This is a genomic window from Prevotella sp. khp1, assembly GCF_900102205.1.
Lineage (GTDB): Bacteria > Bacteroidota > Bacteroidia > Bacteroidales > Bacteroidaceae > Prevotella > Prevotella ruminicola.
The window spans coordinates 231,365-243,064 of record NZ_FNJZ01000005.1 but is presented as its reverse complement, the minus strand read 5'-3'; the positions used below and the strand labels follow the sequence as shown (position 1 = coordinate 243,064).

Annotated in this window: 14 protein-coding genes; 6 read left to right on the top strand and 8 right to left on the bottom strand. The window is 47.2% G+C overall.

All coding sequences use genetic code 11. From position 1 onward, the window contains the following. Nucleotides 1-4 precede the first annotated feature (4 nt). Genes BLR73_RS13400 through BLR73_RS13390 form a run of 3 tightly spaced genes read right to left on the bottom strand, consistent with a single transcriptional unit; the run spans nucleotide 5 to nucleotide 2,397 of the window. Nucleotides 5-688, bottom strand: coding sequence for a DUF5683 domain-containing protein (locus tag BLR73_RS13400; protein ID WP_233456472.1), 684 nt, complete (start codon nucleotides 686-688; stop codon nucleotides 5-7). A gap of 9 nt (nucleotides 689-697) precedes the next feature. Next, entirely contained in the window at nucleotides 698-1,627 is a 930-nt protein-coding gene (locus BLR73_RS13395; RefSeq protein WP_013063546.1) for a ParB/RepB/Spo0J family partition protein, read from the bottom strand. A 2-nt stretch (nucleotides 1,628-1,629) separates the two neighbouring features. After that, complete coding sequence (locus BLR73_RS13390; protein WP_091862815.1) at nucleotides 1,630-2,397, bottom strand: ParA family protein; 768 nt, start codon at nucleotides 2,395-2,397, stop codon at nucleotides 1,630-1,632. A 122-nt stretch (nucleotides 2,398-2,519) separates the two neighbouring features. Here BLR73_RS13390 and surE point away from each other — a divergent pair, with 122 nt between their 5' ends. The 4 genes from surE to BLR73_RS13370 all read left to right on the top strand — a co-directional run bounded on the left by surE (nucleotide 2,520) and on the right by BLR73_RS13370 (nucleotide 5,898). Next, a complete protein-coding gene (surE, locus tag BLR73_RS13385; protein WP_091862813.1) occupies nucleotides 2,520-3,290 on the top strand; it encodes a 5'/3'-nucleotidase SurE in 771 nt (256 codons plus the stop codon). 20 nt (nucleotides 3,291-3,310) lie between these two features. Next, nucleotides 3,311-4,420 (top strand): lipid-A-disaccharide synthase, encoded by a 1,110-nt coding sequence (gene lpxB, locus BLR73_RS13380; RefSeq protein ID WP_091862810.1) that lies wholly within the window; start codon nucleotides 3,311-3,313, stop codon nucleotides 4,418-4,420. Nucleotides 4,421-4,478: 58 nt separating this feature from the next. Continuing rightward, a complete protein-coding gene (locus BLR73_RS13375; RefSeq protein WP_073046715.1) occupies nucleotides 4,479-5,180 on the top strand; it encodes a nucleoside-specific channel-forming Tsx family protein in 702 nt (233 codons plus the stop codon). A 328-nt stretch (nucleotides 5,181-5,508) separates the two neighbouring features. Next, nucleotides 5,509-5,898, top strand: a complete 390-nt coding sequence (locus tag BLR73_RS13370; protein ID WP_143010965.1) for a hypothetical protein — start codon at nucleotides 5,509-5,511, stop codon at nucleotides 5,896-5,898. Between the two features lie 61 nt (nucleotides 5,899-5,959). Here the strand turns inward: BLR73_RS13370 and BLR73_RS13365 are convergent, their stop codons facing one another. From BLR73_RS13365 to BLR73_RS13345, 5 genes are all read right to left on the bottom strand, one after another. Further along, entirely contained in the window at nucleotides 5,960-6,820 is an 861-nt protein-coding gene (locus tag BLR73_RS13365; RefSeq protein WP_176763697.1) for a sensor histidine kinase, read from the bottom strand. Between the two features lie 63 nt (nucleotides 6,821-6,883). Next, nucleotides 6,884-7,195 carry an STAS domain-containing protein gene (locus BLR73_RS13360; protein WP_013064295.1) on the bottom strand — a complete coding sequence of 104 codons (312 nt, stop codon included), beginning with the start codon at nucleotides 7,193-7,195 and terminating at the stop codon, nucleotides 6,884-6,886. A gap of 28 nt (nucleotides 7,196-7,223) precedes the next feature. Beyond that, a complete protein-coding gene (locus BLR73_RS13355) occupies nucleotides 7,224-7,637 on the bottom strand; it encodes an ATP-binding protein (RefSeq protein WP_013064532.1) in 414 nt (137 codons plus the stop codon). A 123-nt stretch (nucleotides 7,638-7,760) separates the two neighbouring features. Then, nucleotides 7,761-8,534 (bottom strand): ABC transporter ATP-binding protein, encoded by a 774-nt coding sequence (locus BLR73_RS13350; RefSeq protein ID WP_033151029.1) that lies wholly within the window; start codon nucleotides 8,532-8,534, stop codon nucleotides 7,761-7,763. Then, nucleotides 8,531-9,277 (bottom strand): MlaE family ABC transporter permease, encoded by a 747-nt coding sequence (locus BLR73_RS13345; protein WP_033151028.1) that lies wholly within the window; start codon nucleotides 9,275-9,277, stop codon nucleotides 8,531-8,533. Before BLR73_RS13345 ends, BLR73_RS13350 begins: the two co-directional genes overlap by 4 nt. Nucleotides 9,278-9,424: 147 nt before the next feature. Here BLR73_RS13345 and lptB point away from each other — a divergent pair, with 147 nt between their 5' ends. Beyond that, nucleotides 9,425-10,222, top strand: coding sequence for an LPS export ABC transporter ATP-binding protein (gene lptB / locus BLR73_RS13340; RefSeq protein ID WP_013065316.1), 798 nt, complete (start codon nucleotides 9,425-9,427; stop codon nucleotides 10,220-10,222). 89 nt (nucleotides 10,223-10,311) lie between these two features. Further along, nucleotides 10,312-11,673, top strand: a complete 1,362-nt coding sequence (tig, locus tag BLR73_RS13335; RefSeq protein ID WP_013063010.1) for a trigger factor — start codon at nucleotides 10,312-10,314, stop codon at nucleotides 11,671-11,673. Nucleotides 11,674-11,700 lie beyond the last annotated feature (27 nt).

Genomic DNA, 11,700 nt, shown 5'->3' with positions numbered 1-11,700 from the left:
TCCATTAAAATTTGATGTTACATTGCACCCCAACGGCTCCGGTATTGAGCGGGTTGCGTGAGGTGTGGGTGTCGAGAATGGTGGGCTCGATGCTCAGACTCAGATCTTTACTGATATCGAACACCGACAGCTCAGCATCCACGTAAGCGTCGATGACTGAAAGGGCATAGACGCCTACCAGTACAAAGAAACTCATATCGCGCCAACGACGGTAGCGGTCCTTACGCTGCTTGAAGAGTTTCTTGTATCGCTCTTCCTGTCCGTTGATGGTGGCGCCGTTGTGCAGGAACTGGTTGTAACTCTGCGTGCCAGGGTCGTTGTCCATAATGTCGATATAGGCCTGCGAGTAGTCCTTGTACATGGTGTTATTCCAGTTCATTGCGTACAAACAGCCGATGAAACCGCCGTAAACCAATGGCAGTTTCCAGTATTTTCGGTTGTAAATCTGTCCGCCGCCAGGTATTACCAGAGCCAGCCATAGCGCACGTTTGGGATCGGGGCGCCAGGTGCTCATGTCCTTGAGGGGTTTGGTGGGGATGCGGGCCGAATCAACCAGCACCGACACCTCGTTATTGATGGCTTGCGACAACGAGTCGTGCTCCAATACCACCTCCTCCTGGGCTCGGACCGTTCCGAAACCTGTGGCCAGCAGCATGCCTGTTATCAACAGCTTACATCTATTCTTCATGTTCTTGTTTTACTTCTTCTTCAGTTTGTCGAAGACATTCATGATATACTCCAGTTCATCCTCATTGGCAAAGGAAATGCTGATACGCCCCTTCGACTGGGCAGAGCAGGTCATCTGTACTTTTGTTTTGAACAGGTCCGACAAGCGGTCTCTCAGAATGCTGTACTCCAATGGCAGCTGGTTAGGAGCCACGGTCTTACGGGCATTCTGCAGGGTGTCGCCGTTCTTCACCATCTGTACCATCTCCTCAACCTTACGTACCGAGTAGCCGTTGCGGTGTACGTCCTTAAACAGTTTGAGCTGTGCCGATGGACTTTCGAGTGAGAGCAGTGCACGGGCATGTCCCATGTCGATGTCGCGGTTCTTCAGTGCCATCTGTATCTGTGCAGGCAACTTCAGCAGTCGCATATAGTTGGTGATCGAGGTGCGGCTCTTACCCAGACGCTCCGACATGCGCTCCTGTGTCATACCTGTAGATTCCGACAATCGCTGGTAGGCCAGTGCAATCTCGATGGCATTCAAATCCTCGCGCTGAATATTCTCAACCAGTGCCATCTCCATGGTCAGCTTATCGTCGGTGGTCTTGATGTAAGCAGGTATAGCTTTAAGCCCTGCCAACTGCGATGCACGCCAACGGCGCTCACCGGCAATAATCTGATAGTGTCCTGAAGGCATCTCACGAACAGTGATAGGGGTGATGATGCCAATCTCACGGATACTGGCTGCCAGCTCGTTCAGTGCATTCTCATCGAACTCATGTCGTGGCTGGTCGGGGTTAGGTTCTATCAGCTCGATGGCTATCTCATTCAGGTTTGATGTACCTTGGGTGTTGATGTCGTTAGTGTTGATAAGTGCATCCAGCCCCATGCCTCTGCCGGTGCCGATATTGTCGAGTCCGCGACCCAGTACGTTGTGGTCGTATTTCTTTCTTACTGCCATAGTTATTTTCTGTTCTTAAAGATGATTTCCTGAGCCAGTGCCAGGTGGTTCTTTGCACCTGTTGAGTCGGCATCATAGAGGATTACGGGCAAACCATGACTTGGTGCCTCGCTTAATTTTACGTTACGCTGAATAACGGTTTTGAACACCAGCTCCTGGAAGTGGCGCTTCACCTCGTCGTAAATCTGGTTGGCCAGGCGCAGACGGCTGTCGTACATCGTCAGCAGGAAACCTTCTATCTCCAGTGTTGGGTTCAATTTATTCTTGATGATCTTGATGGTGTTCAGCAGTTTGCTGATACCCTCCAGGGCAAAGTACTCGCACTGTACAGGGATAATCACCGAGTTGGCTGCTGTGAGTGAGTTAACGGTGATCAGGCCCAGTGATGGTGAACAGTCGATGAGGATAAAGTCGTATTCGTTACGAATAGGCTCAAGCATTTTCTTGATCACTTTCTCACGATCGTTCAGGTTCAGCATCTCAATCTCGGCACCAACCAGGTCGATATGGCTGGGTATGATATCCAGTCCGTCGATATCGGTGGTATAGATGGCGTCTCGCACATCGGCCTTGTTGATAATGCATTCGTATAGCGAGCATTCTACATCCTTGATGTCTACACCCAAGCCACTCGATGCGTTGGCCTGAGGGTCAGCGTCAACAACCAGCACTGTTTTTTCCAGTGTAGCCAGCGATGCTGCCAGGTTGATGGTAGTGGTGGTTTTGCCTACACCGCCTTTTTGGTTTGCTAAAGCAATAATCTTTCCCATTTGATTTTGACTTAATCTTGATAAAAATAAGAAATTTGGGCACAAAGTTACTAAAAAATTAAGAATTAATCGTTATGAATTAAGAGATTTTTGTAACTTTGCAGCCAAATTATTAATATTTTATGGAAATTAAACGACCTTTATTGCTCATTTCGAACGATGACGGCTATCAGGCAAAAGGTATTAATTGCTTGATAGATATGCTGAAGGATATAGGCGATATCATAGTTTGTGCACCCGATGATGCCCGCAGCGGCTACTCGTGTGCCTTCTCGGCTGGTATCCCTTTGCGCCTGAATCTGCATCGGAAAGAGCAGGGGGTAGAGGTGTGGAGTTGTAATGGTACCCCCGTTGATTGTGTAAAGATGGCGCTGGCCAATATCTGCAAGCGTCAACCCGATATGGTGATTGGCGGTATTAATCATGGCGATAATGCTTCGGTAAATACGCACTACAGTGGTACGATGGGTGTTACCATCGAGGGCTGTCTCAAGTACATTCCCTCGGTTGCCTTCTCGCTTTGCGATCAGCATGCCGATGCCGACTTCGAGCCTCTCCGTCCTTATGTGCGTGAGATTACCCAGAGGGTGCTCAACGAAGGATTGCCCAAAGGCGTGTGCTTGAATGTTAACTTTCCATTGGTTCCGGTTTATCAGGGGGTTAAGGTTTGTCGCATGGCCTTTGGTACTTGGTATAACGAAACCGAGAAGCACCACCATTCACGTGGCTACGACTACTGGTGGATGATTGGTCATTATCGTAATGATGAGCCAGAAGCCGAGGATACCGATAATTGGGCACTGCATCATGGCTATATTGCCATTACGCCTACCCAGATTGATGTCACCGCCTATCAGGCCATGGATCAGATTAGTAGTTGGTTTAATGTTTAATCTTTAATGTTTAACGTTAAATGAAGTACTATCTGATAGTTGGCGAGGCCTCGGGTGATTTGCATGCATCGCATTTGATGCGGGCGTTGAAAGATATTGACGCTGAGGCTGAGTTTCGTTTCTTTGGTGGCGACCTGATGACGGCCGTTGGTGGTACCCGAGTTCGCCATTATAAGGAGCTGGCTTATATGGGCTTTATTCCTGTGCTGATGCACTTGCCTACCATACTTCGCAATATGAAGATGTGTAAGCAGGATGTGGTGGATTGGTACCCCGACTGTTTGATATTGGTAGATTATCCAGGTTTTAATCTCAAGATAGCCGAGTTTGTAAAAAGTCATACAAATATACCTGTATATTATTATATCTCACCTAAAATCTGGGCTTGGAAAGAGTATCGTATTAAGAATATCAAACGCGATGTCGACCAGCTCTTCTCTATCCTGCCTTTCGAGGTGGATTTCTTCGAGAAGAAGCATCATTACCCCATCCATTATGTAGGTAATCCCACGGCCGACGAGGTGAGAGCATTCTTGCAGTCATCGCCGGTGGCAAACAAAGAACCGATTATAGCCCTGTTGGCTGGATCGCGTAAACAGGAGATTAAAGACAACTTGCCTGCTATGCTCCAGGCTGTAAAACCTTACGAAAACAATTACCAAATTGTGGTAGCTGGAGCGCCTGGCATCGAGCCTTCGTATTATCAGCAGTTTATGCAAGGCTCGCAGGCCGATATCGTGTTCGGTCAGACCTATGCCTTGCTCGCAAAGTCCCATGCAGCCTTGGTTACCAGTGGTACGGCTACGTTGGAGACCTGTTTGTTTGGTGTGCCACAGGTGGTATGCTATAAAATACCCCTGCCTGCTGTTTTAGGGTTCTTACGTCGCCATTTCTTAAAGGTAAAATATGTTTCGCTTGTAAACCTTGTTGCAGGTCGTGAAGTTGTAAAGGAGCTGCTCGAAGATTTCTCGGTAGCCAACATCCGTAGTGAACTCCAGAAGATTCTTTCCGGTCCCGATCGTGATCGTATGCTCCAGGGCTATCAGGAGGTAAAACAGGCATTAGGCGATGAAAAAGCTCCCGAAAATGCGGCGCGGCTCATCTTGGATACGTTAAGCATGAAACATTAAACATTAAACATTAAACATTAAAGATTAAAGATTAAACATTATACATTATATATTAATTATGAAAAAGTTTTTTTCTATTGCGTTGCTGGCTGTAGCAGCTATGAGCGCTAGTGCACAGAATGTGCAGTTGCATTATGATTTTGGTCGTAATTTCTACTCTGATGAAGAGGCTGGTCGTCAGAAGGTTACATTAACCCTCGAGCAGTTCAAGGCCGACCAGTGGGGTTCTTGGTTCTACTTTGTGGATATCGACTTCAGTCGTAAGTTCACCGAGGGAGCTTATGGTGAAATCTCTCGTGAGTTTAATATTGGTAAGAAAGGTTTTGCTGCCCACGTAGAGTATGATGGTGGTCTGAACCGTTTCGGTTCGTTCCAGCAGGCCGCATTGGTTGGTGCTGCGTGGAATGGTCATAATGCTGACTTCTCAAAGACCTATTCTGTACAGTTGATGTATAAGCGCTTCTTTAAGAGCTACGACAATACCAGCGCCTATAATTCGGTACAGCTCACTGGTGTATGGGGCCTGAACTTCGCTAACAAGAAGGGTACCTTCTCTGGTTTCATTGATTTCTGGCGTGGCGAAAAGGCCGACGGTCACGGTCAGCTGGTTCTCTTGACCGAGCCGCAGCTCTGGTACAATGCCACCGAGCATTTCAGCATCGGTACCGAGGTAGAGGTTAGCAACAACTTCATTTATAACACCTATAACGATAAAAAGTTCTTCATTAACCCAACTTTGGCTGTTAAGTGGAACTTCTAATTTTTAATTTTATCTACCACTCTACCACCAATCGCTCGAAATACCTTTGTTTATGCAGGATTGCGAGGTGGTGGTAGAAAGATGGTAGATGGTAGATACGGTTTCTATTTTATATTTGTTTTCCCCGACAGAAAATGTTACTTTCTGCCGGGGAAAACTCTGTTTTCTGCATTAGAAAATGGAATTTTCTGCTGCGAAAAACAAATATCTTCTTTCTTGTTATGTAAAAATTTTGGCTAAAAATTTGGAAGTTTAGAATAATTTACCTATATTTGCCAACAAGAAGTACTACTATTAACCTAAGACAAGTTAGCCTATGACGAAGAATATGTTATACGTAATGGCGGCCGTGATGGCTGGTTTCGTGAGTTTAAGTATGTCCGCATGTAGTGTGGATTATGATGGCAACAACGAAAACGATGCAGATTTGATTGGAACGTGGGATGCCATCAGTCAGCAGTACTATGCTGATAACGAGGGTTACGGTAAGCCTGGTCCCGCAGGTGGCTATTGGGTAATCACAGCCCGCACCATCACCGAGTATCAGCAGGTGAATGCTGCAGCCATTACCACTGCTGGCTACACTTTTGACGGCAGACGGTTGACAATCGACGGGCGTACCGCTTGCGAGGTGGTTACGTTAACCCAACGGCAGATGCTGCTACGTAAACAGGTGCAACAAGGGAAGTATCAGGAAATAACTTTTAAAAGGCGATAAAAAATATGGGAGCTAACGGATGACCGGTTAGCTCCCTATTTCTTAATTATCTACGTTTGCGTTAGATGGGCAGTGAGAACACGAAGCGTGAACCGCCGCGGTAATCGGTGTCGAGACGAATATCGCCACCCAAACGGCGGGCGATGCTACGTGCTACGGTGAGACCGATACCGTTACCCTCGAAGAAATCGTTGAGCTTTACGTATGGCTCGAAAATCTTCTCAGCGTAGTCGGAAAGAACGCCTGTGCCAGTATCTTCAACACAGAACTCGAGGTTTGAGCCTGCGACGTTGATAAGCAACAGGATCTCGCCCTGGGCGGTGAACTTCATCGCATTATCGAGCAGTGCTACCAATGCGCGCACGGCATGCTTGCTGTTGGTGAACACCATGGTGGCCTGGGCTTCCTCTACCATCTGACACTTGAATTCGGCCTTCTGGTAGCTCTGGATGCCTGACTCCTGGATGGCCATGGCGGCGATATCCTGAGCCATCACGTTATCCTCGCATCGCAAGGGCTGCTCCATCTCGATGTCGATAACATTGAGAATCTGATTGGCTGTGAGAGCGATGTTACCAGCATTAGGATGGGTGTAGTCTAACTTCTGCTTGATGGCCTCGGCATACTGCTCAATCATATTCTTCTTCTTGAGCATGGTTTCCTCAAGCTCCTGCTTGGCAGCCATAACCTCGTTTGACTGCTTCTCGATGGCCTCTTTTACCTTCAGCACTTTCTGCTTCTCCTCTTCCATCTTGTCGAAAGCCATCAGGGCCTCTTCGTAACCCTGACCAACGTTGTCGAAGTTCTGCTCGAGCGAACGGTAGTCCTTGAGCAACTTCTCCATCTCGTTGACGCGCTTCTGGTAGTCCTCGAGCAACTGCTTGCCTTCGGCCTCCTGCTCACGACTGTGCTTAATCTTCATCTGCAGAATAATGCAGACGATGAGGAGTATAATAACAAGTGAGACAACCAACCAGATCATATGCTATGCTTTTTTCTGTTCTACCTTCATGAATTTGGTGAATCCGGTCATAGCCAGAATCTTGTAAATTTCGGGCGACACGTTGGTGATTTTGAACTGACCCTTGAGCTGAGTAACAATGCGCATAGTCTTCTGGATGATACGCAGACCTGAGCTGGCCATGTAGGTGAGTTCTGTGCAGTCCATTTCGAGGTCAACACCTCCCTCCTTAAGGGCGGGCTGGATGTCCTGCTCGAACTGGTTGGCGTTCATAGTGTCGATTCGTGAACCGGTCTTAATAATGGTTTTTCCACCTTCTTTGATAATCTGTGTCATAATTATGTGTTATCTAATTGTTTTGTAATTAATCCTCTAAATCCTTTTTCATGGTGAGCAGGTTCTTGCCCTCCAGGCGCTGATAGGTAACCTCGTTCATGATGTTCTTGACAATGTAGATGCCAAGACCACCCAGTTCGCGATCAGCTGGATCGGTAGCAGTGTCGATGTCCTCCTTCATGGTGGGGTCAAACTCGCGGCCCTTGTCGCTAAGCACAAATGTGAGCGTGTGGCCAATGCACTCGGCTGTCAATTCGATGTCGGCAGTTTTTCCTTCGGGATAAGCATAGAAGATAACGTTAGATACCATCTCTTCCATTACCAGGTTCAGGTTCATCAGCAGCTCCATGTCAAGCTGAAGTTCCTCTCCGATCTCTTCGATGAAGGCGTTTACTTTCTCTAACTCGCCTACCTGATTCTTAATCTTAATTTCTTTCTTCATATAAAAATGCTAAAATTGGATGTTATAATTCGAATTATTGCTGCAAAAGTAAGTAAAAAATCTGAATCGAACAAACTTTTAAGAAAAATTTATTTAATAATAAGGTGTTTTTTCTTGAAACACTTATAATGAGAGTCCGTTGTCGATAACGATTCGTCGCATATTTTTGAGCAGATCGCTGGCGAAGATAAAGTCGGTTAATCGGGGATTTTCGGCACCCATAACCTGACTGCTTACGCCTTGCCATTCCTTATTTCCTTCGTAAATAAAAATGATATTTTCGCCGATGCCCATGACCGAGTTCATGTCGTGGGTGTTTATGATGGTGGTCATGTTGTATTCCTGAGTGATGGAGTGTAACAGTTCATCGATAACAAGCGATGTTTTGGGGTCGAGACCAGAGTTGGGCTCGTCGCAAAACAGATATTTGGGATTGAGGGCGATGGCACGAGCGATGGCTACGCGCTTTTGCATGCCACCTGATATTTCGCCTGGGAATTTCTCGTCGGCACCCGTCAGGTTTACGCGGTCCAGACAGTCCTGTGCACGGCGGATACGTTCACGTAAGGTCATTGACGAGAACATGTCGAGCGGGAACATCACGTTCTCGAGAACCGTCATGGAGTCGAAGAGGGCAGCGCTTTGGAAAATCATGCCCATCTCGCGTCGCATCATCACTTTCTCGTGCTTGCTCATGCTCACAAAGTTACGACCATCGTACAGAATCTCGCCGCGGGTTGGCTCGAAAAGTCCGACAAGATTTTTCATCAGTACCGTCTTGCCGGAACCGCTCTGTCCGATAATGAGGTTGGTCTTACCGTCTTCGAATACGGTATTGATATCTTTCAGGACTTCTCTGTCCTCAAAACTCTTATATAAATGCTTTACTTCGATCATGACAGTAACTGGGTTAAGAATACATCCGAAAAAAGAATGAGTACACTCGAGGTTACTACAGCATCGGTTGATGCCTTACCTACGTTTACACTGCCACCCTCGACCGTGTAGCCGCAGAAGGCTGGCACGCTGGAGATGATGAATGCAAAAAACTGACTTTTGATGATACTCATCCATACGAACCATGGGATGAATGCGTGCTGCAGTCCAGCCGTCAGGTCGTCGGGTGCGATGATATGTCCTATATAAGCCGTGCCGTATGCACCAATGATACCTGTGGCCGAAGAGAAGATGACCAGGAATGGCATGATGGTGAGCAGACCGATGATTTTGGGCAGAATCAGATAGCAGGCCGAATTGATGCCCATAATCTCGAGAGCGTCGATCTGCTGGGTAACACGCATGGTGCCCAGCTCTGAGGCGATGTTGGAACCTACTTTTCCTGCCAGGATTAAGCACATGATGGAACTTGAGAACTCCAGCAGCAGAATCTCGCGGGTGGTATAGCCGGCAACCCAGCGTGGCATCCAAGGGCTCTGAATATTCAGCTTCATCTGAATACAGATGACGGCGCCGATGAAAAATGAGATGATGAGTACGATGCCGATAGAATTGATGCCCAACTGGGTCATCTCGGTAATGTACTGTTTCAGGAACATTCTCATACGCTCGGGGCGTGAGAAAACACGGCCCATCAGCATCAAATATCGACCAAAGGTGGTCAGCCATTTATGTAATAACATTGCCAACAAACTAATTATTCGGGTGCAAAGGTAGTTATTTTTTTGGCACGGATTACACGGATTAACACAGATTAATAATAAAAATTTGAAAAAATCCGTGTAATCCGTGTAATCCGTGCCTTATTTTTTGTAACTTTGCAGCCGATTATGGAAGAAGAGCGTATAGTACTACGAACAGAAGGCCTCGTGAAACGCTACGGTAAGCGCACGGTGGTTAACGATGTGAGCTTCGACGTGAAGCAGGGTGAGATTGTGGGACTGCTGGGACCTAATGGTGCCGGTAAGACAACCTCGTTCTATATGACCACAGGACTGATTGTTCCCAATGGCGGCCATATCTATCTGGGTGAGGAGGATGTTACCAAATTCCCTGTTTACAAGCGTGCCCGTGCTGGTATCGGCTATCTGGCTCAGGAGGCCAGCGTGTTCCGTAAGATGACTGTAGAGGATAATATCCTCTCGGTGCTGGAAATGACTGGCAAGCCTCGCGACTATCAGCTGAATAAACTGGAGGAGCTTATTAGGGAGTTCCGACTGGAAAAGGTGCGCAAGAACTTAGGCGACCGACTGTCGGGAGGTGAGCGCCGACGTACAGAGATTGCCCGTTGCTTGGCTATCGAACCAAAGTTTATCATGCTCGACGAGCCTTTTGCTGGTGTTGACCCTATCGCTGTAGAGGATATCCAGCAGATTGTGTATAAACTGAAATATCTGAACATCGGTATTCTGATTACCGACCATAATGTGGATGAGACGCTGGCTATCACCGATCGTGCTTATCTGTTGTTCGAAGGTAGAATCCTGTTTCAGGGAACACCAGAAGAGCTGGCTGCTAACCAGATAGTGCGTGAAAAATATCTGACGGAATCGTTCGAATTGAGAAAGAAAAACTTCCAGCAGATAGAGATGGAGCGCAATGCCAAGGAGCAGGCGGAGAAAAGTTAAAAATTGAAAAATCGGCGTTGGTTACGCCGTTTTTTTGTACTTTTGCACCCCAATATTTGAATATATATTATAAATAAGTACATAAGAAGATGAAAATTTCGTTTGAGTGCGCCGACAAGATCAATGGTCTGTTGACTATGACCGTTGAGAAGGCAGATTATCAGGATGCAGTAGAGAAGCAGCTGAAAAATTATCGTAAGAAAGCACAGGTTCCTGGATTCCGTCCAGGTATGGTTCCCATGGGAATGATTAAGAAGCAGTATGGCACAGCAGTAAAGGTTGACGAGGTTAACAAGCTGCTGGGCGAGAAGCTGTATGAGTATGTTCGTGAGAACAAGATCCAGATGCTGGGTGAGCCCCTCCCAAACCAGGAGAAGCAGGTACCCCAGGACTTTGAGAACGCTGATGATCTGACATTCGTGTTCGATATTGCCGTAGCTCCTGAGTTCAAGGCTGAGCTGACTGGCAGAGATAAGATTGACTATTACACCATCAAGGTTGATGATAAGATGCTCGACGATCAGGTACAGATGTATGCATCGCAGGCTGGTGAGTTCGTTAAGGCTGAGGTATTCAGCGGTAACGATACACTGACTGGTGACATGCGCGAGCTTGACGAGAACGGTAACACCAAGGAAGGTGGTATCACTACCGAGGCTGCCATGGTTATGCCTGCTTACATCAAGGCCGACGACCAGAAGAAGCTGTTCGACGGTGCTAAGGCTGGCGACATCATCACTTTCAACCCCAAGAAGGCTTACCCCGATAACGATGCTGAGGTTGCTGCCCTGCTGAAGGTTAAGAAGGAGGAGGTTAAGGATCTGAATGCTGACTTCAGCTTCCAGATTACTGAGATCCGTCACTTCCAGCCTGCAGAGGTTGACCAGAAGCTCTTCGACCGTGTATTCGGTGAGGGTGAGGTTAAGGACGAGAAGGCTTTCCGTGCTAAGATTGCTGAGGGTATCGCTCCACAGCTGCAGCAGAATAGCGACTATAAGTTCCTGCTCGATGTTCGTAAGCACATGGAGAAGAAGGTTGGTAAGCTGGAGTTCCCAGAGGCTCTGCTCAAGCGTGTTATGCTGCAGAATAACCAGGATAAGGGTGCCGACTTCGTAGAGAAGAACTTCGAGGGTAGCATTAAGGAGCTGGCTTGGCACCTGATTAAGGAGCAGCTGGTTGCCGCTCAGAACATCAAGGTTGAGGAGGCTGACATCAAGAACGTTGCTAAGGAGGCTATGCGTGCTCAGTTTGCTCAGTACGGTATGAGCAATGTACCCGATGATGTTCTAGAGAACTATGCCAACGAGCAGCTCAAGAAGCGCGAGAATATCGACAACTTCGTTGATCGTGCCGTTGATGTTAAGCTTACTGAAGCCCTCAAAAATGTGGTTAAGCTGAATGCAAAAGAGGTCACATTTGAGGAGTTTAATAAGCTTATGACAGAAAAATAAGCTTTTTTAGGAAAAAATAACCCCTAA